Genomic DNA, 22,105 nt, shown 5'->3' with positions numbered 1-22,105 from the left:
TAGCAAACACCTTTTATTTAATTAACTTATAAACTTCGCGAATTTTCCCCTTCATTTTTTCCCAGCTATAAAGGCTAGAGATTTTATCAATGTTTTCTCTTTTCTGTTCTAGTATAGCCGGGGTCGACTTTATTTCATCAAGTGTATTAATAAATTCTTTATAATCATAATCAATTATAAATCCTATATCGTGCTCTCTCACCAATTCATCTATACCTGTATCTTTTCCAACAATGATTGGTTTTTTTAATAAAATAGATTCATAAAATTTATTGGGAGCTGAATATTTATGATTTTTAATACGAGGGTCATAAACAGCGACCATAATATCACTACTTGAATAAAAATCAAATGTATCCAAATAATTGACTTTACCTATAAATTGAATATTTTCATACTTTAAACTTTTATCTTTAATATAGTCTTCAAGTTTTCCGTATCCACCAACTATCAGTTTTAAGTCATTAGGTCTCCTGGAAACTGCTTCTATCATTTCTTTTAAAAATCTAGTTTCTCCCAAAGTGCCAATATAACATAGTGTTAACTCTGAGTTTTTTTCAGCAATTATATTTTGGCTGGCCTCTTTATCAATTGTCGGTACATTGTGGATAATTTCAATTTTATTAGGACTCGATCCTTTTATTTGTTCTCTTCGATTTTCTGTGCATAAGATTGTAACTTCTGCTTTTTTTATTACAAAAAAGTCTAAAGCTTTTATTACTTTTTTCACAACAGTGGGAATGCCTTGTCTACTCTCAATATAAAAATCAGCAATATGGTACACATATTTCTTCTTAAAGAGCATACAAAATAAACATGCTACTAAACCGGAATCAAAATCAATAGCATGAATCACATCGAATTTCTTTCTCGTTTTATACAGCACTTTAAATAATTGAAACTGATACAATAAAAGTGGTATTAAATTGTTAATGCCCTTTCCGTAGTCTGATCGGATATTAAGAGAATAGTTTTCAATAGTATTATTTTGAAAGTTTACTTTTTTACACTCATATTGCTTGTTTAACCTATCTCTTTCCCTACTAACAACAATCAAATTAGATATGTCTACTAATGCTGTGACAATTCTATGCATCATTGCGTTTTGACTAAATGAGGCGTTTCGAATAATACATATATTTTTCATACCATCTTCCTAATCTTTTAGTTAATATGTCTCCAATTAAAAGTTTATATTTTAAACAAGCTGTACAAATGGCTAGCCTTTATTAAAAGCCAATGAATGCATGCTTTCAAGCCCCTTACTAATTGGTATATTATTATTCCAACTTAGATGTGCCTTCGCTTTACTATTCAACAAAAGGCTATTTTTTATATCCCCAAATCTAACAGCTTCTTTATTTTTTTTAAGCTGTTTAGAGAAAACATCTTCAATATATACAACCAATTCATTAACAGACATACTCACACCCGTGGAAATATTAAAGACATTATTATTCCCATACTTCAAAGCCTTCACGTTTGCATCAGCAACATCTTTAACATAAACAAAGTCCCTCGTTTGCTCCCCATCTCCATGAATAGTAATTGGTAAATCCTTTATCGCAGCATTAACAAATTTTGCAATAACTCCTCCTTCACCCATTCCATTTTGGCGGGGCCCGTATACATTGCTATACCTCAAAATTGTATATTGGAGTCCGTATAATTCATATGCAAGATTCAAATATTTTTCAACCGTATATTTTGACAATCCATAAGGTGACATAGGTATCAAAGGATGCTCCTCATCAATTGGTACATATTGAGGATTTCCGTAAACAGCTGCCGAAGATGCGAAAACTATTTTTTTCACTTCAAACCGTCTAGCTGCTTCAATAATATTCAAGGATCCTTTAATATTTATTTCTTCATCTAGTACAATGTTTCTAATTGATTCAGCAACACTTACCTGAGCTGCTTGGTGAATAATATAATCAGGCTTAACACTTTCCATCACCTTATTCACCTGTTTAGAATCTCTTATATCTACTTTATAAAATTGAACTCGATCTAAGGATATATTATGTATTTCTCCAGTCGACATGTTATCGATAACAAATATTCTAAAGCCTTCTTCAAGTAATTTATCGACTATGTGTGAACCTATAAAGCCTGCTCCTCCTGTTACTAACACCTTTTTTTCCATGAAAATACCGTCTCCCATTTTTTATCTTGCACCATTCCCATTAAAACAAACTGCCACTGTTTTTAAAATAATCTTTAAGTCCGTTATTAACCCAAGATTCTCTATATACTGTCTATCTAGCTCAAATTTCTCTTTAGGAGAGATATCATAACCACCATTTACCTGAGCTAAGCCTGTCAATCCTGGCTTAATCGACAAACGAGTAATAAAGCCTGGGATTTGTTGGTTGAATTGAATAGTAAAATTTGGCCTTTCAGGGCGAGGCCCAACCAAACTCATATCCCCTTTAAGAATGTTTATAAATTGGGGTAACTCATCAATTCTAGTTTTCCTAATAAAATGACCCACTTTTGTTACTCTGGGGTCGTTTTTTTGTGCCCATTGGGCTCCATTTCTTTCAGCATCATTGACCATAGAACGTAATTTGATTACATTAAATAACTTCCCATTTAACCCAACCCTTTCTTGGGTATAAAAAACAGGGCCCGGTGTTTCTACTTTTATTAATACACCAAAGAAAATTATAAGTGGTACAGAAATAACTAGTCCAATTACTGAAAAAATTATATCAATTAGCCTTTTCACAATTAAATAATTCCGTTTATTATTTAATTTCTTCAGTTCTTTAGATTCTAGCTTATGTGCTGTTGTTAATGCTTCACTTAAATAACTAGCCTTTTGTTGCAACCTTCATAAAACCCCTTTCTTTGAATAACTTGAAAAAATAAATGCCTAATGAAAACGCACACATCTATGCACTTTCATTAGACATTTAGCACCTTTAACCTAATAAAAATAGTAAAATATGGGCATCCAACCCGCCCTCACACCACACCAATGACGACTGGCGTCTAAGGCTAGGATGTCTGTCCCTACCCACGGCGTGGTCGAGTGTCTCCATTGATAGCGGTGAGGAGACATAACCGAAAGCTTTCAAAGCCTTTGGTGAATTAAAAAAGACCAAAGAGTTTCTTCTTTTTTACTCGTTCAGGGATTTCCCTAAAAATATCTTTTCCATCCATAATAGCTTCTGCATTGTCCAAAAACATAAACAGTATATCTGTTCCGTATTGCTTGTGGATAGATTCACAAGCCTCTTCCATCTTAAACGTCCGATTATGCGTATTGTGTGCATCGGATGCCACAAAGTGAGTGAGATTTGATTCGATTAAATTCGCAGTGAATTTCTGAATCTTTTTTCCAAAATACCCCACAAAACTCCCAGCCGTTATTTGTGTAGCCGCTCCGTTTTGCACCAGCTTGTATAATTTATCCGGCTGCTCAATCAGCTCGGCGTTCCTTTCTGGATGAACAATGACAGGTGTGAGTCCCTTCATCTGCAGATCGTACAGAAGCTGCTCCGTATAACGTGGCACATGACCAGATGGCAGTTCGACAAATACATAGGAAGAAATGTTAGCTAAAGTTAAAATCTCGCCTTGGTCAAAGTCCTCGACCATTTCCCCATAGATGCGAGTTTCCTGTCCTGGCAAGATTTCTATTTTTACATGCTCACTTTTGAGGTAATCATTCAGTTCATTCGTCTTTTGAATAATTTCCTCCTTGAAGTTATTATATTTTCCATTTTGATGATGCGGCGTTGCAATGATTTTCTTGATGCCTTCTTCTTGAGCTTTTTGAGCCATAAGAAGGCTCTCGGTATAATCACCAGCGCCGTCATCAATACCGGGCAATATATGACAATGTATATCTATCAATACGGCTTCCTCCCCTAATTGTATAGACATTATTTAACATTTTACCATTCTACTGGAATTTCCGCATTAGTAAATAGCAAAACTTGTCGATTGGTTAATTTGCCCCATAATAATAGTAATAGTCATTTTTTCTGTTCATTTTTTTGTTATTTAACACTACACCCAGGATTTTCCCATTGGTGTTTTCCAACAGTTCTTTCGTTTTGGCTGCCGCTTCGATTTCTGTTTTGCCACTCGAAATAACTAGTACAGCACCGTCGCATTGACTCGACAGAATCTGTGCATCTGTCACCGCCAAAACTGGAGGCGTGTCGAATATGATCATGTCATATGTGTCTTTCGCCTCTTCGAAAAACTCCTTCATACCTTTTGAGCTTAATAATTCAGCCGGATTCGGCGGGATAGGCCCGGAAGGCAATACATGGAGTAATTCTTCATCCGTCGTTTTGATCGCATCCTTCAACTCCATTTGTCGGGTTAATACGTTTGTCAGGCCAAATGTATTCGTGATACCGAATGTGTAATGCGCTGTCGGTTTCCGAAGGTCAGCATCAATCAACAGCACACGTTTCCCTTGTTGGGCGAATACGACTGCCAGGTTGGCCGTTGTAGTTGATTTTCCTTCACCCGGACCTGAAGATGTCACCATAATGCTGCGAATCTCTTCATCTATAGACGAGAATTCTATATTCGTCCTGATCGTCCGATATTGTTCCGAAATTGGTGATTTAGGATTCAGTTTTGTAATCAGCTTTCGCCTTGTGGACTGCATGGATTTTTTCCCTTTATTGCTTCGAACCAAGTGTCTCACTCCTTAGTCTGGGACTTCTTTCTATCCGTGACATTTTTTGCATATCCTGCTCTTCAAAAGTGGCAATGGCACCGAGAACAGGAAGCTCTAATAATTTTTCTACATCCTGTTCTGTTTTCACTGTATTGTCTAGATATTCCAATAAGAAAGCAATCCCGATTCCTGCCATTATTCCTACAACAAAGGCAATCGCAATGTTAAGAAGCGGCTTTGGTTTTACAGGTGATGGTGTTTCTCCCACTTCCGCTTTTGCAAGGATGCTTACATTATCAACGTTCATGATGTTCACAATTTCTTTTTGAAAAACAGTGGCGATCTGGTTGGCAATTTCCACCGCTTTATTAGGATCGGGATCCTGTACGGTTATATTGACAACCTGTGAATCTCTTTCATTTTGGACTGTGATTTTTTCATTCAATTGGCTGACTGTCATACCTAAATCCAAGTCTTCATTAACCTGGTCTAAAATTGCAGGACTCTTAATAATGACGTTATATGTATTAATTAGCTGCAGGTTTGTTTGAATTTCTCCTGGATTCACCATTGGCTGGTCGCTTTTCGCCTGATTCACTAATAGTTGCGTAGAAGATTGGTAGATTGGCGTGATAACGAAATAACTGACAATACCGCTGATCAGGACGGTAGCCATGGTAATGAGCACGATTAAATTGAGACGCTTCCGGATAGTCCCCATAAGCTCTCTGAGACTGATTGTTTCTTCCATGTTATCCTCCTAGACAAACTTTTTAATTTATGGCATGTTAAATCATAGGTTTTTATGTAAAAATAGACCACTAGGTACGATTATATGTCGTATAATAGAAAAAAGCTAGACGTTTTTGAGTGGACGAATACATATTTTACATTTTTTACAAATTCTTAATGTTATTTTAAAAGCAGGGGGATTCATATGCGCAAGTTTTTTACCTTAATCGTCATCGTAATAACAGTCCTCTTTCTCGGTGCAGCTCACTTATATTGGAAAGAGAAGACAAGTGCTTTTGCTCCAGCGCCAAAAGTTGAGAAAAAAAAGACAGCTAGTTCGAAAGAAAAAACAAAGAAACCGGTCAAAGCGGATGCAAATGATGTATTGGCCGCTGCGGCTAACTGGCCGAAGAAGGCTCAGGATGCTTTTAAAAAAGCTGTCGAGGAAGGGCGCCCTTATAAAATTGCTTTCGTCGGCTCTGAATCAGTCGGTAAAGAGGACGGAGGATGGTCTGTAATGCTCCAAGAAGCAATGGATAAAACATATGGCGATACCGTGGAAGTGGAACTATTTGAATACGCTGAGAGATCAGATGAATTCATCAATAATGGACACGCTGATGAAGTCGCTAAATTCAATCCGGATTTTGTTTTGATCGAACCTTTTACATTGAATGATAATGGAAATATCGAAGTGGAAGACAACCATGAAAATATTCTAACGTTTATTTCTACTGTAAAAGAGCAGAATGAGGATGCACTTGTGGTCCTGCAGCCGCCGCACCCGATTCATGGCGCAACCTTCTATCCTTCTCAGGTCAACCAATTGGAGGAATTTGCCAACGTAGAGGGCTTAGACTACCTGGATCACTGGTCTGCGTGGCCTGATCCGGAAAATGAAGAGCTCCGAACATATTTGCAAGATAAGCAAAGTGCGCCAAACGAAAAGGGACACGAAGTGTGGTTCGAATTTTTGAGAGATTATTATATAGCGAAGTAAAGAGGGGACCAGCCGGGGGCTGGTTCCTTTTTTTTATTTTGGGGTGCGTGGACGTATTTCAGTTTGAGTCGACAGTATTTGTGCTTGGCTGAACAGTTGTTTCTAATTTCGGATAGAGTAACTCGGGCAAAAGGGTGAGATTTCGAATCGGGGACAGTATCTATAGCAAAATGGATAGTATTTTTGAATTCTGGACAGTATCTATAGTAAAACGGATAGCTTTTCAAATCACGGGCAGTATTACAAATTTACAGATGGTATTACTCCTTCCCGGATAGTAATTCGAAATCTCGGACAGTATCCCAGAACTTCGGATAGTAAATCAACATCCCAGACAGTTTTTCCGCTTTTAAGGATAGTGATTCAGGCAAAATTTCCCGATCACTGCAGGCCAAGCAGGAAGATTTTTCGAACCTTAAAATTCATGTAAACCTTCACGACTTTTTATGGTACTCTTGTTATTACAACAATCCTGAGGTGTATCATGGGCAGAAAAATTCTTTTTATTTCTATCGGGTTTAACTTGCTGTTCCTTATTATAACGGGGCTCTCTTTCGTTAAGTTTGATAAAGTTGATGCGGGTGCAAAGAAGTCCAATGCTGCCAAAAGAACGGGCTTTCATTATTATGAACGGACGACTTTATTTAACGAGTTGCCAATTCCACCGGATTCCATCGTATTTTTAGGGGATAGCCTTACTTTCAGAACGGAATGGAGTGAGCTTTTTCCTGGAAAAAATGTGATTAACCGAGGCATTGGCAGTGATACTACGGAAGGGGTTCTTGATCGACTGGATAGCGTAATTGCTGCTCAGCCAAGGAAAATTTTTCTTCTTATCGGTGTGAATGATTTAAAGAACCGCAGTGTTTCTGCTACCATCAAAAGTTATTCTGTCATCATTGATCGAATTCAAACCGGTTCACCCAATACGGAGATCTTTATCCAAAGTTTGCTCCCTGTTAATAACAGCAAGTACGGTAATATTTTAACAAACGATAAAATCAAGAAAATGAACATGAAGTTGCGCTCTTTGGCAAACAGTTCAGGTGTTCACTTTATTGACCTTTACTCTACTTTCGCCAAGGATGATCAGCTTCCTGAAGAGTATACAATAGATGGAATTCATTTAACCGGGAAAGGCTACATCCTTTGGAGAGAATCCATCAAAGAATATGTTGGTTCATAAAAAGCGGCAGGGCCCAATAAAATAGAGCCTTGCCACTACTTTTACTCTGTATTCGCTTCTTCATCCGGATGTTCGTTGCTTGGCTCATCATTTTCTAACTTTGGATCGGATTTAGGTTGTTCATCTTCAGAAGGAGCTTCCGATTCCTCAAGCTCTTCATCATGAGAGCCGTCCACATCTTGATTTTCCGACTCGTCATCATTTTCCCAGTCGTAATAGTCATCTTCATTGTATTCCCAATCTGAGTCGTTCCACTCCCAATAATCATTATATTCATCGTAAAAATCGAACAAGTTGCTGACCTCTTCCGCACTCATCGGGTTCTGGGACCATGTGATAAATTGGTTATGTACACTGAACATAGGTATTGAAAAGCCTATGGATTCGTCTTCAATCAATACAGCGGAGTTGATCCCGATTACCTTTCCAGTTGTTGCATTCAATAGCGGGCCACCACTGCTTCCCGGCGCAATCCGGGCATCGATTTGATATACTTTTTCATAATTAAAATCACCCAGGATATCACGGTCGATTCCTGTCAAATATCCGATGGATGCCGTATTTTCCAATCCTCGCGGGCTGCCAAGCGCAATGACTTCTGTACCCGCAGCAGTTTGTGCCATCTCTATTGGCAGCGGTTCTTTTCCAGACAATGGATCAACGCGGATGAGGGCAATGTCGACTACATCCGAAATTCCGATGACCCGCCCTTGGTGTTCCGTTCCATCGCTGCTTTTCACCACTACCTCTGTAAACCCTGCAACTACGTGGGCGTTGGTTACAACATCCCCTTTATTGGAAAATAAAAATCCTGACCCTTGGCTTGTGTCGGTGAAAATAGTAAATACCTTATCTTGGGAATTTTTAATAATTTCTGTTTTGCTTTTTGTTTCTGGAGCTTCGGATGCCTTTACCTCTTCCTGCTTTTCCAGCTCTGGCTTCGTTTCAGGCTGTTGTTCTTGTTCTTTCTCTTGATCCTGTTCTTTTTTCTGATCTTTTTCTTTTTCGATGACTTCTGTAGCTGGTTTAGGCTCATGGCCTGCCTTTATTACTTGTACTGGTTCTTCTTTTTTATTAAACAAGAAAAAAATTCCCAACCCTGTACCAGCTAATGCAATCAGTAAAGCCAGCAAAGACATGATGAATGTTGAGCGTGACCCTTTAGCTGCTTTGATTGGCTTTCCACATTCGCTGCAATATTGACCCCTTTTTTGTTTTTCTGCACCGCAATTTGGACAGTACAATATCCCCACCTCTTTCTTTCTGGGAAAAATTATCTATTTTTGCTAATTATACTATAGGTGGAAGGATATTTAATATATAAAAAAGCACTGGATGGTCATTTTCCAGCGGCCATATACTCTATTAACTGTTTTACTTTTTTCATCACTGCTTTTTCCAGCAATGAGAGTTTATCTTTACTTTCAGCCATCGTCTTACCTTTTACGGCAAAATATAATTTACATTTCGGTTCAGTTCCGGATGGACGGATGCAGAACCAAGATTCATCGGAAAGCTTGAATTTCAGTACGTTCGACTTTGGCAAATCTATGAGAGACTTTAATCCACTTGGAACATGTATGGATTCGCCTGCCATGTAGTCTTCCAATTCTATGGTTTGGCTAGGCGGGTCCACTCGAAAGGCATCCATAATACGAACGATTTGTTTTGATCCATCCCTCCCTTCCAATTTTATAGATTTTAGCGACTCCTGATAGTAACCATATTTTTCAAAAAGACCCGTTAGTACCTCGTACAGCGAATTTCCCTGCTGCTTATGATAAGATGCCATTTCTGCAGCAAGCATCACCGACTGGATTGCATCCTTATCGCGGACGAAATCTCCTATCAGATAACCGCCGCTCTCCTCGTACCCAAATAAAAACTGACACTCTCCTGTACTTTCAAATTCATCTATTTTTTCCGCAATAAACTTAAAGCCTGTCAGCGTATCAATGGTTTTAACCGAAAAGTCGGCCGCCATGGCTCTTCCCAACTCTGAAGTGACGATTGTTTTGATAATGACACCATTATGTGGCAAGCTTTTTTGCTCAAGCAAATAATGAAGCATGAGTGCTCCCAATTGATTACCGGTTAACACAACATATTCTCCGGCAGGATTTTTTACCGCGACCCCAAGGCGGTCAGCATCCGGATCTGTTGCCAATAAAATGTCGGCATCAACTTCCTTTGCGTACTGAATGGCGAGCTCAAACACAGCACACTCTTCGGGATTAGGTGATGTGACTGTCGGAAAATCAGGATCGGGATGCATCTGCTCTTTGACTAAAGTTACATTGTAATTGCCAGCCGCATTAAAAGCTTTTCGGACAAGCTGAGTGGCAGTTCCATGCAAAGGAGTGAACACAATCCGCAAGTCATTCTGAATTTTTTTGTTCAACCTGATTGTGGTAAGTGAATCAAGATAAGCATTGTCTATTCGATGGCCAATATATGTAATATAACCCTGTTGTTGAAGTTCTTTTTCGTGAGGGGGATTCAGTAAAAATTCAGATTCGATTGTTTGAATTTTATTGACAATGCTGTCAACTGCATGCAACGAAAGCTGCGCTCCGTCTGGGCCATACATTTTTAATCCATTGTAGTCAGGCGGATTATGACTGGCTGTGACCATAATGCCGGCGTACGTCCTGAGATAGCGAACGGCAAACGAAAGCAGCGGTGTCGGTCGAAGATCTTTGAAAAGGAAAGAACGAATTCCATACATCCCAAGAATTTTCGCCGATTCGAGTGCGAATTCTGGCGACATATGCCTGCAATCGTAGGCAATTGCTACACCACACTTCATCGCGTCCTGCCCCTGATCTGTGATATATTTTGCCAGCCCTGCGGCCGCTTTTCGCACAGTGTAAATATTCATCCGATTTGTGCCTGGTCCAAGACGCCCGCGGATCCCCGCGGTTCCAAACTCTAAACTGTTGTCAAAGCAATCTTCTGGGTTAGGCTCATTCTGCAATTCTATTCTTAATGGATCTTCAGGGGGCAGGTGATTCAGCCAATGAGCCATGATTGATTTCCACTGCATTAAGTTTCACGCCTTTCTTTGTGCGAGCCGTAGGGACTCCGCCGAAATAGGATAGGAGTTTGATATTTTGGAATGTTGGATAGTATTTTGCGAACTTTGGACAGTATTTTTGAAATTAGGATAGTATGCTGCGGGAATTGGATTGTATTTCTATATTCTGGATAGTATCCGCAGATTTTGGACAGTATTTCTCAATTCCGGACAGTATTTCTATATTTCGGATAGTATCCCGCGGAAAATAGAAAGTTTTTCTATATTCCGGACAGTATTCCTAAATTTGGGACAGTATCCTCCGAACTTCGGACAGCATTCCCGTGATTCCGGACAGTATCCTTCTGACTGCCCCCTACAGAAATCACACTTTTTCAAACGTATCCAAGTACCTCTTTTTTAACTCTTTCATCCTTAGTTCATGACCAGGCTTTCCAAGCAGCGCAAACATATTATTCTTATACATTTCCACGCCTGGTTGGTCGAATGGATTGACTGCGTTCAAATAGCCACTCATTGCGCAGGCCTTTTTAAAAAAGTAGACAAGATATCCAAATGTGTACGCGTTGACTCTCGGAATTTCGATGACAAGGTTCGGGACACCCCCGTCCGTATGTGCAATCTTTGCTCCTTCAAGGGCCTGATTGTTGACAAAGTCCAAGGTTTGCCCAGCCAGGAAGTTCAGTCCGTCTAAATCCCGTTCGTCCTTTTTAATCATTATGTCATGAGCTGGCTCCAGAACTTTTATTACCGTTTCAAACAGATCACGCCTGCCTTCCTGCACATATTGACCGATGGAATGAAGATCAGTTGAATATTGGGCGGAAGCTGGAAAGATGCCCTTGTAATCCTTTCCTTCACTTTCTCCAAAAAGCTGTTTCCACCATTCAGCCAGGAAACGCAAACATGGCTCATAATGAACGAATAGTTCTATCGTTTTACCTGTTTGGTACAAAATATGTCGAATGACTGCATATTGATAAGCAGGATTTTCCTCGATAACCGGTTTCCCCAAGTCAAAACGCGCCTGCTCTGCCCCAGTCATAATCTCTTCTATGTCTATCCCACTAACCGCAATCGGAAGCAAGCCAACTGGAGTTAATACAGAATAACGACCACCAATATTGTCTGGAACAGCAAATGTTTCGTACTCCTCTATATCGGCTAATGCTTTCAAGACTCCCTTCTTTTGATCAGTTGTAACAAAGATGCGATTTCGCGCTCCCGCTTTCCCATACTTTTCCTCAAGCAAATTACGGAAAATCCGAAAAGCAATGGCTGGTTCTATTGTGGTTCCTGATTTTGAAATGACGTTTATTGAAAAATCTTTGTCATTCAACAGTTTTACCAGATCCGCAATGTAAACAGGACTAAAGGTATGCCCCACATAAAAAATTTGAGGGGTCCGTCTTTCCTGATTAGATAGGACATTGTAAAAATGATGATTGAGCATCTCTATAGCGGCGCGGGCCCCCAAGTAAGAACCGCCGACACCGATGACCACCAAGACATCGCTTTGATTCTGAATTTTAGCTGCAGCGTCCTGGATACGTTCACGGTCATTATCTCTAGGGAGATTAACCCAGCCCAACATCTTGCCATGACTTTGATGCAGTCGGTCATGAATAAAGGTAACCGTATCTTGGAAATGGCTCGGTTCATATTCGTCGAAAAAGCTTAATGCGCTCGAGTAATCAAAACCAACATGACTCATTCCATCCCCCCTCACGAAGTTCTTTATAAAGAACAAACACCTTTTAAAAAAGCACACCTGAACAACGTGCGCAAAATTGATATAGTTTGTTCTTGAAAAAGAACGATTTAATTGATTATAATGCATTCATTTAAAAAAAGCTAGATGTTTTTAAATTTTGATTATCTATAAAAAAGGCCGTCCTGTTATGGTAACCGAGTTCCGTGTTAAGATACAAACAAGGTTAATCTAATATCAAATCTTTTGTGACTTCGCACCAAAAAACACAGTAAATATGAAAAAATAGCTGATGGATTGTCATCCATCAGCTATTTTTTATTCGGCATTAAACCTATCAGGAGCCCAAGCAGCAATTTCATTGTTAGGAACTGAAACTACAAGCCAAGTTTCGTCGCCAAATTGTACTCCTGCTTGCCAACATTCGTATTTGTCGTGAAAACCATTCACAAAAATTGTATACCCATTTTCTAATGTTATAAACAGATGCGGTGTTTCTTCTTCTAATTTTATATCTACAACTTTTTGTCTCCTAATTTTATAAATTCTACTGTATTCTTCATCCTCAGAATAATCTTCAATTTCATCCTCATTTGATGGATATTTTTCGGGTGGACTATCAAATAAACACCATTTTGATTCGATGTTGAGATATAATTGCCCACCATAATCATCCGACCCACCCGAACCTTTGAAATTTGTAAAATAAATCTTTATTGTAGCTGGGGACATCCCAAACTGCATTCCGTCAACTTGCGCCCCTAAGAAGAGATGTTTCAATACTTTTTCCGCATAAATTTTGTACTCTCTATCCATCATACGAACCTTCCTTCTATCTGAAATATATTGTAGAAGCCTTAACTGTTAGCCCGATTCTTTGAGCTGGAGTTAATTCTTCTTTATCCCAAGAAGGTTCGTAAGATGGTTATAGCCATTTGGGATTAAAGTTCGCATATATATAACTTTTTTGGTCTCCTCTGGCGGTTACTAACGGTCTTTCTAATTTAGAAAGTCTCCGCTAAATTTGTTGGATAAAGGAACTGGCAACCTTATCACTTACATTTAATTTTTAAGGACGACCTTCTTTTTTTGCTATGCTTTTTTAACTGTCACTTTTGCCGCCTTGCCCGTATTCCCGGCTTTATCTTTTGCATATATGTTCAAAACTGTTCCGGCTTTTTGTTTTTTTATTTTCACAGAGAAGTTGCCTTTATTGTTGACGACGGCAGTACCAAGCACTTTTTTTCCACTTTTCACGTAGACAGTGGCTTCCTTCTCAGACTTGCCCTTAACCGTCGTTGTTTTATTTGTTACTTTATTTACTTCAGGTACTTTGGGAGGGATTTTATCCACCACTATGACTTTTCGCTCTTTGCTGGCGTTACCGGCTTTGTCAGTAGCTTTCACATATAGAGCAGTCCCGGCTTTTCGCTTCGCTTTCAGATTCACCACATATTTCCCAGCTTTATCGGCCGTAGCTGAGCCAATGACCTTGCCACCAGCTTTAACGGTGACTTTGGAGCCTGCCTCCGCTTTCCCGGTCACTTTCAAATCCCGATTGCTGACCTTGGATACGGTTGGCATGGCTGGCGGCGTTTTATCAATCACTGTCACGGTAGCCGCATCACTTTTATTCCCTGCTTTGTCAACGGCATATACTTCTAGCTTGGTACCGGCTTTTTGTTTTTTAATCGTTACCGAGAATGACTTTTGGCTATCAGAAACGGACTTTCCTAAATTTACAGTACCCGCTTTTACATATACCGTAGCTCCTGCCTCGGCACTGCCTTTGACAACGGTATCCCGATCACTCACTTTTTGTACAACTGGTTTGGCAGGTGCTGTGTGATCTCTAGGCTCACCGGGCCCAAAAAAGGTGTATTTAATATTCTTTCCTTTAGAAGTGGGGATCGTTTCATTGCCCGTTGCTTCTTTAACCACCGCGCCCCCGCCCCGTAAATTGGCGGTAGATCCCTTGTAAATGCGAGGCCTTATTGTGTTGAAGCCTGGTTCGCTGTTAAATCCGTACTTTCCGCTTTTTTCTTTTAAAAGTAAGGCAGCTCGGAAGTTGGTCATCAATTTTCCAAATGTAAGCTTGGGATCCATATATTTTTTGGCTGCTTTTTCAACAGCTTTATAGCTATTGCTAGGATCGCTGATGATTTCTTTAAAAATCGCATCGCCCTGTTTCGACTGTACTTTTACATATTGCATAAAAAGATAAGATAGAGAATAGTTGGCCAGCACGTCCCCATAATCATCCCAATACAAAAGGGAGTGGCCGTTTGTAACGGAATAGGACGAATTATAATAATCAATCCGGTCTTTTAATACGCTTCCTGTATAAATTTGCTCAGCTGCCATTGCCAGGCCTTCATCGAGCCACGGCTCCATCTCCTCGCCGCCTTCAACCAAAACATTTTGATTAAAGTTCACCATATGCTGAAATTCATGGGCCAGTGTGCTGTATGCGGCTGTTACATCTTTCTCTGATTCCATGCCCATTGTCGGATAGGTGTCGATGTAAAAAATTTCCGACTTGTTCGAGCCTGGCACATCATACAAATCCCTCGAGTAAAAATAACCAGCTATGTATCCTCCGTTATATTCGAATCCATCTTTTATATCGTAACAGAGAACATTGATCTTACCATCGCCGTCCACATCGGACTCATTCCCGAAATCCTCAGTGATCGTCGGGTAAATATTTTCATCAAATTCATCGCCTAACTTCTTTGCATCTTCTTTTGTAAAATTCTTATCATAGCCCCATACATTCGCTTTCTCTCCTATATAAAGAAGCTGGGCTTGAATCTTGTATTCTATGAATTTATCAAAGTCAAAAACATTAAAATTCCGCTTTGTCCCTACTTTATTAAGAGTTTTATACATCAAAGACCTTCCATGCAGCTTTCGATCTTCATGTTTCTCGGTATCGAACGGAAGATTTACATCCATTCGAAAGGCCTCTGGTCTTAAATTTTTCTCTAATTGATATTTTTCGTTATTGATGACAGGAGTCCCTGTAGACTGTTTGCTATTGGGATTCACAGATTCATTGCTGATCAGCATATAATTTTTAGCCGGTTGATTTAAAACATTCGCAGCAGGTTCCCCTGTTTGCGGGCTTACCTGCATTCTGGGATTGGAATCTATCTCGATTTCATTCTCCGCAAATACAGAAACAGGCATACTTAATAATATAATCAGTATACAAATAAGAGTTCTTTTTATATGTCTCATCCTCTTGACCTTTCTATTGGAAAATAATGACTGTCTAAGAGGATTGTAACCTATAGGGATAAAAATTAAAAATATTTTTTACAAAACCGTCTTATTTTCTGGGGTCAGACCCCCACTGCGTTAATTCGTTACTACAAAACAGTCTGCCTCAACAATTCACGTTGCTTCTCCATTCCCTTCTCCTTATAAGCTGCCTTCTCTTTACTCGATAGCCCTTTGAACTCATTTAAAAACTGTTCATACTTGGGAAGCACGCCTTCAACAGAACCATATTTCCTCACCATTCCATATTCAAGCCACAAAATTTTATCGCAGAATCTTTTCATCTGTCCTAAGGAATGGCTGACAAAAATCATGGTTTTCCCTTCCCGTTTGAATTCCTTCATTTTATCCAGACTTTTCTCAGCAAAGGCCTTGTCCCCAACAGAAAGAGCTTCATCGATGATTAGAATATCCGGGTTCACATTGACCGAAATGGCAAACCCCAAACGAGACCGCATTCCGCTGGAATAGGATTTGACAGGCTGATCGATGAACTTTCCAAGCTCTGAAAAATCAATGATTTCCGGTTCAAGATCAATAATTTCCTTTTTTGAAAAACCGAGCATCAACAACTTCAGCTCGATATTATCCCTTCCTGATAAATCGCCGTTCAATCCGGCCGCCACTGCAATCAATGACGCTATTCCGTTCACCTCTATGCTTCCAGACGTTTCAGGAACAATACCAGCAATGATGTTAGCCAACGTCGATTTTCCAGATCCGTTCATGCCAATAAAGCCTACAGAATCGCCTTTTTCCGCTTCAAAGCTTACATCCGCCAACGCATAAAAGTCCTCTCCATAGCTTTTGGGAGTAATGAGATCCAATATACGCTCCTTATTGCTACTGTAAAGCTTATATTTTTTTGTGATGTTTTGCGCGATAATCGCTTTTTCCATACTAATCACACCTATAAATAATCAATGAAATGCCTGCGGAATTTCACATGAATGTTAGCACCGATTAAAAACAAAGTGATCACAATGCCCCAGAAATAAAGGGAATATTGCCAGTGTACGAGTAAATACCACTCAGTTCCAAACAGCGCAGAACGATAGCCTTCAATCAAATAATACAACGGATTCAATTTAAGAATTGTCGGCAATGGTTCCTCCAAAATGGAAAATTGCCAAAGGACCGGCGACAGATAGAGCAGCATTCGCAGCGTCGCATTTAAAAACATATGGACATCCCTGATGATCGTGGACAAGGTTGACGTAATCAGAGAAATAGCAAAGGCCAAACAAAAGGATGCAAAAACAAAATAAATCACTTGGAGAAAATACACACTGACATAAAAGCCTCCAAGCTGGAAAATCACAAACGTGACCCCCAGCAGGATAACGTGAGTATAAAACTGCGAAAAAATAGCGATAGCAGGAATGACGCTCATGGGAAAATTCATCCTTGATAACATTCGCAGCCTTGTATAAATGGATTTTGAACCTTGGATTGTGGACTGGTAAAAGAATGTCCATAAGATGAATCCGCCTAACAGCCAATAAATAAAATGAACCTCATATCCCGGCACTACTTCAATATCTGCACGATGACGGATGCTGCCGAATACAAACCAATAAATCAATATTTGAATCATGGGGTTTAAGAATTCCCAGGTCATTCCCAAATAATTGCTTTTATTTTTGCTTTTTAATTCATACAGTGACAGCCTTCTAACTAAATAAAAATAATCGATGAGCTCCCTTAAGACCGTAACGGCAGATTTCACAAAAATCCCGCCTCTTTGCTATTGAAATATTTCTTTCACCACTTGCTCACTAGCCTTCCCAGTTTCCAGATGGCAAAATTTTTTATAAAAGTCTTCGGACGGTGTGAATTCGGACTGTTCAATACTACGAACTTCTGAAATCACTTCTTCCGTTGTCCGAACCAGCGGTCCCGGCGCTTCTTTTTCAAAATCGAAATAAAACCCGCGCAGCTGATCGCGGTACTCTTCGATATCGTGGACGAAAAAGATCATCGGCCGCTTCAGATTAGCATAATCGAAAAATACGGATGAATAGTCAGTAACCAGCACATCGGAAATGAGATACAGATCACGGATGTCCCCGTAAGACGAAACATCAAATGCGAAGCCTTCCAAACCGGACAAGTCCAGGTTTTCCGAAACGAGATAATGAAGCCTGAGCAAAATGACGTATTCATTTCCCAATTCTTTTTTCAGCGTATCCAGATCAAGCTGCAGATCAAACTTATATCTCCCCTTGGCATAAAACTGATTGTCCCTCCATGTCGGAGCGTACAATATCACCTTCTTATCAATAGGAAGCCCGCAGGCGTTCTTGATCTTGGCGGACTCCACGGCATTATTGGATTGGATTAAAAAATCGTTTCTCGGATACCCGGACTCAATCACTTTTTTCTTAAAATCAAATGCCTGCCTGAATATTTCAGTGGAATAGCCATTTGGGGAAATCAAATAATCCCATTTTGCCGCTTCCTTTTTAAAATTTCGTTTATATTTCTTCGTATTTGTTCCGGGCATATGAATCTGTTCAATGTCCAGGCCAAGTTTCTTCAAAGGGGTGCCATGCCATGTCTGGACATATATGGTTTGATCCGATTTGCTGACCCATAGCGGAAGCCTGCAATTCGTTACCCAGTACTTCGCCCGCGTCATCAAAAACAGCCATTTTACAGAAAAGCGAGGGATGATTTTAATGTCCCTATCTTTAAATTGCCAAATTTTTCTTTTATCTATGCTCCAGTACATGCTATAATCCGGGTAATGACTTCGAAGATACTCATAAATAGCCCTGGGATTATCACTGTACTGTTTACCTAAAAAGCTCTCAAAAATAATGAGTTTTTGGTTTTTTGGTAATATAATGGCCAATAGTTTAAATAGCTTTTTATATACTTTTTGCAGACGCTTTTTCATCTTCTTTTTCATTAATGATCACCACTACCATTTACAGACATATCAAAAGTATGTCCAATGAACACCTGCATAAACCACGAAACGTTTAGAAAAAACACGCAATGAAAATACTAGATAGTGTCACATAATTGCACGGAGGTTTAAAATGTTTAATTTTTTAACACGTATTTTTTCAAAAGAGGCAGCCGCACCCAATGATGAATCCTATACATATAACAAAGAAGGCTACTATATCCACCCTGCCAATAGAAGGCCTGATCCACAGATCACTGTTATCATGCCAGTTTTTAATGCTGAAAAAACGATACGGAAAACGATCGATTCTGTGATTGATCAAACATTTGGTTTTGACAGGATTGAATTCATCATAATAGATGACAAATCTACAGATGCATCGCGATCCATCATCTTGGAATATGTAAATGCATATCCAAATATCGTACCTGTCTTTTACAAGAGTAACAACGGCTCACCCGCCACTCCTAGAAACACGGGGATTGACCTTGCCAAAGGCAAATATACAATGTTTATTGATTCAGATGATTGGCTGAGTCCTAACGGAGTTAAAGCCTTATATGAACTCCTTGAGAAAACTGGAGATTCCTATGCAGTTGGCCGGACGATAAAAGTTGAAGACAATAAGCTTGTCATCACCGGTGAATATAATAGCTGCGAGTACCGTGAATCGATTAATCCCTGTTCCATCCCCCATATCTTTCAACATTTAGGCCCAACTGCCAGGATGATGCGGACCGAATTTCTAAAAGATTACCATTTCCGTTTTCCCAACATGAAATTCGCGGAGGACAAACAGTTTTTCATCGATGTCCTAACGAACTGCCCAAGCATTTCCACGACAAAGGATGTTATTTATTATGTCAACCGATTCAAGGATAATAAAAGTCTTGTCGGTACGACGAACATTTTTGAAAAAACCGACACGAATTTGACTGTTATTAAACATGTCATCCAAAAGGAATTGCCGGAAGAAATCGAGCGGATGGTTCTGAACAGACTATATGAATTTGATTGCATCACACGGCTGTTTAACAGGCATCACTTTCTAAGATCCAATCGGAAGGAAAAATATTTTGCAAAGTTTGCAGAGGTACTGAAAACGACCGAGGGGCTTCGCTATGACTTTACAGAGAACTTCTTTGAACCTTGGCATCGAGTGCTCGTCGATCTCTTCAAACAGGCGCGATATGATGATATCGTTACTTTAATTGAATGGAGCCTGAAAGATACAACTAAAGAAACTGCTATAAAAGGCGATGGCCTTCCTTACTACCGGTTGCCGCTTCCCGAACCCTATGAATGGGCAAGAATTAGATTGCTAGCCGTGTACCAAGAACACGTAAAGGAGAACGACCGATTTATTTTACGTTTTAACATTTACGGTGACTACCTCGACAAAGTGAACTGCTTTGTCATCCGCCAGCGGGATAATGAAATGAACGAAAACGTGCTACCTATCAATTGTGTTAGCGAAGACCTGTTTGAAGTAGAGATTCCGCTCGATCTGCTGGGACAACTGAATGAAGCCAGTCATACCGTATTCATCCGATATTACGATTATAGAAAGGCCCCTATCAAAATGAATACCAGGCGGATCTTTGAATATAGCGGGAAGAAAATTGATTTTTATACGACGATCGGAGATAACTTCGGAGTGACTGTAAAGTAGTAATAAATTGTCAATACCTTCGAGAATAATACTAAAATGAAGCCTTGGACGATCCGTGGTCCCAAGGTTTCATTTTTTGATTACAAAGTATAAAACAAGCTTCACAAACCTACGCAGTATAGTAGAATGATAGTGTTAATATTATATTCACATTTCTGAAAGGAGAACACATCGTGAAGAAAGTACTAGTTACTCTTTTGGTGATCGGAATGATACTTTCCAATCAGACTCTTTTAGTATTGGCTGAAGAAGATGAGCCAAAAACTAAAACTGATGAAGTACAAACCGATACAGATAACGGTCAAGCTTCTGAAAATAACACTGAATTATCTAATCAAAATTCATCAACAGATGAGGATGTGACTTTGCCTGAGGAAGAGACGGAAGAAGAGGCACCAATAGAACTCGAGGATGAAACAATAATCCCTTCCGAGAATTCAGAACCAAAGACCGATATAAGTAATGAGACCGTCGATCAACCTCAAAAGCAAATGGATACCGAAGATGATCAATCCCTCAATGAAAAAGTAGAGGTGCAGAAATCCAGCAAAGAATCTTTAAAAGCAGAAATTAACCAAGATGAAAGCAATATAAAATTTTACCAGAACAGTAAAGGCGAAGTAACACGAGCTGATATCTTGGAAGACAACAAGATTATTCGTATATTAAAGTTTCACCCTGGAACAAAAGAAAAAAATATAGAAAAAAATGTAAAATTTATATTTCATATCAATCAAACTTCAGGTGAGCTTAAACTCATCCGTGCTGAAGAATTAAACCGTGAACAAAAAGTAATACGACATTTTAAATATTATCCAGGAACCGAATATGGCAAACAAGGCAACAACATCAGTTATATTTTTTACCTTAATTCCAATGGCAACCTTACCCACGCTATAAAAAGAAATGCTGGTTCCCAACAAACTGCAGCAAGATACAAATACTACCCTAACACTAAATATGGATCGCACGGAAACAATATTCAGTATATCTTCTACTTTGATAAGTCTAGCAATTTAACAAAGGGAATTAAAAGAGTACAAGGTTCCAAGAAAATATCCACACGTTATGTATATTATCCAAAAACCAAATATGGAGAACACGGAAACAATATCCGTTATATTTATTATCTTAATGACTCCAGCTACCTAACAAAGGCAACTAGAAGAGTACAAGGCTCAAAGAAAATATCTGCACGCTATGAATATTATCCGAAAACCAAATATGGGGCACATGGAAACAATATAAAGTACATATTCTACCAAAACACTTCTGGTTATCTATCAAAGGCAACCCAAAGAGAGAAAGGATCCAAAGCAGTACTGGCTAATTATAAGTACGCTCCCAAAACTGTTTATGGAAAACATGCATCAAAAATTACTAGTGTCATTTTAAATGTTCCTTTGATTAATCAGCTGCCTGAATTACCTACAGGATGCGAAATTACAGCTGTTACTATGATGTTAAAGTATAAAGGGGTTAGCGATGTTAACAAAGTGAAATTGGCAATGGAAATGCCTTATCACTCTTGGAATCCGAATCTAGGGTATGTCGGAAATCCTTATTCAACAAAAGGCTGGACAATTTATCCTCCAGCATTAACCAGTCTTGTAAAAAAATACGCTGGGAACGCTCAAAATCTGACAGGCACTTCAAATAAAAATTTGGAGAACCAATTACTTAAAAATAAACCTATAGTTATTTGGGGTTCACCAATCCATGGGTTTACTGTACATGCGTTAGTCCTGACGGGGTATGATGAAAAATATTATTATTACAATGACTGCTGGTCAAATAAAAAAGACGTTAGAATCAGCAAAGCTCAATTTAACAAACTTTGGAATGCACAAAATAAAAGAGCCATTACATATTAAAATTCAGCCAATATTTAAAAAGCCTGCGACTCAATTCCGC

Annotated in this window: 17 protein-coding genes and 2 pseudogenes; 4 read left to right on the top strand and 15 right to left on the bottom strand. The window is 39.2% G+C overall.

Annotated elements, in window-relative coordinates; all coding sequences use genetic code 11:
* Nucleotides 1-13 precede the first annotated feature (13 nt).
* The 6 genes from D5F11_RS11770 to D5F11_RS11745 form a co-directional block, all read right to left on the bottom strand.
* Nucleotides 14-1,147 (bottom strand): glycosyltransferase, encoded by a 1,134-nt coding sequence (locus D5F11_RS11770; RefSeq protein ID WP_120115547.1) that lies wholly within the window; start codon nucleotides 1,145-1,147, stop codon nucleotides 14-16.
* A 72-nt stretch (nucleotides 1,148-1,219) separates the two neighbouring features.
* Nucleotides 1,220-2,149, bottom strand: a complete 930-nt coding sequence (locus D5F11_RS11765; protein WP_120115546.1) for an SDR family NAD(P)-dependent oxidoreductase — start codon at nucleotides 2,147-2,149, stop codon at nucleotides 1,220-1,222.
* A gap of 21 nt (nucleotides 2,150-2,170) precedes the next feature.
* Complete coding sequence (locus D5F11_RS11760; protein WP_120115545.1) at nucleotides 2,171-2,836, bottom strand: sugar transferase; 666 nt, start codon at nucleotides 2,834-2,836, stop codon at nucleotides 2,171-2,173.
* 263 nt (nucleotides 2,837-3,099) lie between these two features.
* Complete coding sequence (locus tag D5F11_RS11755; RefSeq protein WP_120115544.1) at nucleotides 3,100-3,867, bottom strand: tyrosine-protein phosphatase; 768 nt, start codon at nucleotides 3,865-3,867, stop codon at nucleotides 3,100-3,102.
* A gap of 94 nt (nucleotides 3,868-3,961) precedes the next feature.
* A complete protein-coding gene (locus D5F11_RS11750) occupies nucleotides 3,962-4,639 on the bottom strand; it encodes a CpsD/CapB family tyrosine-protein kinase (protein WP_120115658.1) in 678 nt (225 codons plus the stop codon).
* 13 nt (nucleotides 4,640-4,652) lie between these two features.
* Nucleotides 4,653-5,402, bottom strand: a complete 750-nt coding sequence (locus tag D5F11_RS11745) for a YveK family protein (RefSeq protein WP_120115543.1) — start codon at nucleotides 5,400-5,402, stop codon at nucleotides 4,653-4,655.
* Between the two features lie 186 nt (nucleotides 5,403-5,588).
* Here D5F11_RS11745 and D5F11_RS11740 point away from each other — a divergent pair, with 186 nt between their 5' ends.
* Together D5F11_RS11740 and D5F11_RS11735 are read left to right on the top strand one after the other, a co-directional pair.
* Nucleotides 5,589-6,383, top strand: coding sequence for an SGNH/GDSL hydrolase family protein (locus D5F11_RS11740; RefSeq protein ID WP_120115542.1), 795 nt, complete (start codon nucleotides 5,589-5,591; stop codon nucleotides 6,381-6,383).
* Between the two features lie 484 nt (nucleotides 6,384-6,867).
* Nucleotides 6,868-7,569, top strand: a complete 702-nt coding sequence (locus tag D5F11_RS11735) for a GDSL-type esterase/lipase family protein (RefSeq protein ID WP_120115541.1) — start codon at nucleotides 6,868-6,870, stop codon at nucleotides 7,567-7,569.
* Nucleotides 7,570-7,610: 41 nt separating this feature from the next.
* Here the strand turns inward: D5F11_RS11735 and D5F11_RS11730 are convergent, their stop codons facing one another.
* The 9 genes and pseudogenes from D5F11_RS11730 to D5F11_RS11695 all read right to left on the bottom strand — a co-directional run.
* Entirely contained in the window at nucleotides 7,611-8,813 is a 1,203-nt protein-coding gene (locus D5F11_RS11730; RefSeq protein WP_245998186.1) for a trypsin-like peptidase domain-containing protein, read from the bottom strand.
* Nucleotides 8,814-8,908: 95 nt separating this feature from the next.
* Nucleotides 8,909-10,615, bottom strand: coding sequence for a phospho-sugar mutase (locus D5F11_RS11725; RefSeq protein WP_120115540.1), 1,707 nt, complete (start codon nucleotides 10,613-10,615; stop codon nucleotides 8,909-8,911).
* 355 nt (nucleotides 10,616-10,970) lie between these two features.
* Nucleotides 10,971-12,320 (bottom strand): glucose-6-phosphate isomerase, encoded by a 1,350-nt coding sequence (locus D5F11_RS11720; protein ID WP_120115539.1) that lies wholly within the window; start codon nucleotides 12,318-12,320, stop codon nucleotides 10,971-10,973.
* Between the two features lie 315 nt (nucleotides 12,321-12,635).
* A complete protein-coding gene (locus D5F11_RS11715; RefSeq protein WP_120115656.1) occupies nucleotides 12,636-13,133 on the bottom strand; it encodes a hypothetical protein in 498 nt (165 codons plus the stop codon).
* A 16-nt stretch (nucleotides 13,134-13,149) separates the two neighbouring features.
* A pseudogene (locus D5F11_RS27925) lies at nucleotides 13,150-13,383 on the bottom strand (insertion element protein); the annotation flags it as partial.
* Nucleotides 13,384-13,409: 26 nt separating this feature from the next.
* Entirely contained in the window at nucleotides 13,410-15,560 is a 2,151-nt protein-coding gene (locus D5F11_RS11710; RefSeq protein WP_120115538.1) for an Ig-like domain-containing protein, read from the bottom strand.
* A 131-nt stretch (nucleotides 15,561-15,691) separates the two neighbouring features.
* Complete coding sequence (gene tagH / locus D5F11_RS11705; protein WP_120115537.1) at nucleotides 15,692-16,501, bottom strand: teichoic acids export ABC transporter ATP-binding subunit TagH; 810 nt, start codon at nucleotides 16,499-16,501, stop codon at nucleotides 15,692-15,694.
* An 11-nt stretch (nucleotides 16,502-16,512) separates the two neighbouring features.
* Nucleotides 16,513-17,331, bottom strand: coding sequence for an ABC transporter permease (locus tag D5F11_RS11700; RefSeq protein ID WP_120115536.1), 819 nt, complete (start codon nucleotides 17,329-17,331; stop codon nucleotides 16,513-16,515).
* An 18-nt stretch (nucleotides 17,332-17,349) separates the two neighbouring features.
* Nucleotides 17,350-18,510 (bottom strand): annotated as a pseudogene (locus tag D5F11_RS11695) (CDP-glycerol glycerophosphotransferase family protein); the annotation flags it as partial.
* Nucleotides 18,511-18,649: 139 nt separating this feature from the next.
* Between D5F11_RS11695 and D5F11_RS11690 the strand changes: the two are divergent.
* Together D5F11_RS11690 and D5F11_RS11685 are read left to right on the top strand one after the other, a co-directional pair.
* Nucleotides 18,650-20,191, top strand: coding sequence for a glycosyltransferase family 2 protein (locus D5F11_RS11690; protein ID WP_120115534.1), 1,542 nt, complete (start codon nucleotides 18,650-18,652; stop codon nucleotides 20,189-20,191).
* A gap of 173 nt (nucleotides 20,192-20,364) precedes the next feature.
* Entirely contained in the window at nucleotides 20,365-22,065 is a 1,701-nt protein-coding gene (locus tag D5F11_RS11685; protein WP_120115533.1) for a C39 family peptidase, read from the top strand.
* The last annotated feature ends 40 nt before the right edge of the window (nucleotides 22,066-22,105 follow it).

Source organism: Siminovitchia terrae (assembly GCF_003605405.2).
GTDB classification, from domain to species: domain Bacteria; phylum Bacillota; class Bacilli; order Bacillales; family Bacillaceae_C; genus Siminovitchia; species Siminovitchia terrae.
This window is presented reverse-complemented; position numbering and strand designations above follow the sequence as displayed.

Coding starts and splice junctions, on each gene's coding strand:
- D5F11_RS11710 (WP_120115538.1), bottom strand. CDS start 15,560: ATGAGACATATAAAAAGAACTCTTATTTGTATACTGATTATATTATTA.
- D5F11_RS11745 (WP_120115543.1), bottom strand. CDS start 5,402: ATGGAAGAAACAATCAGTCTCAGAGAGCTTATGGGGACTATCCGGAAG.
- D5F11_RS11740 (WP_120115542.1), top strand. CDS start 5,589: ATGCGCAAGTTTTTTACCTTAATCGTCATCGTAATAACAGTCCTCTTT.
- D5F11_RS11765 (WP_120115546.1), bottom strand. CDS start 2,149: ATGGAAAAAAAGGTGTTAGTAACAGGAGGAGCAGGCTTTATAGGTTCA.
- D5F11_RS11720 (WP_120115539.1), bottom strand. CDS start 12,320: ATGAGTCATGTTGGTTTTGATTACTCGAGCGCATTAAGCTTTTTCGAC.
- D5F11_RS11735 (WP_120115541.1), top strand. CDS start 6,868: ATGGGCAGAAAAATTCTTTTTATTTCTATCGGGTTTAACTTGCTGTTC.
- tagH (WP_120115537.1), bottom strand. CDS start 16,501: ATGGAAAAAGCGATTATCGCGCAAAACATCACAAAAAAATATAAGCTT.
- D5F11_RS11725 (WP_120115540.1), bottom strand. CDS start 10,615: ATGCAGTGGAAATCAATCATGGCTCATTGGCTGAATCACCTGCCCCCT.
- D5F11_RS11715 (WP_120115656.1), bottom strand. CDS start 13,133: ATGGATAGAGAGTACAAAATTTATGCGGAAAAAGTATTGAAACATCTC.
- D5F11_RS11690 (WP_120115534.1), top strand. CDS start 18,650: ATGTTTAATTTTTTAACACGTATTTTTTCAAAAGAGGCAGCCGCACCC.
- D5F11_RS11750 (WP_120115658.1), bottom strand. CDS start 4,639: ATGCAGTCCACAAGGCGAAAGCTGATTACAAAACTGAATCCTAAATCA.
- D5F11_RS11770 (WP_120115547.1), bottom strand. CDS start 1,147: ATGAAAAATATATGTATTATTCGAAACGCCTCATTTAGTCAAAACGCA.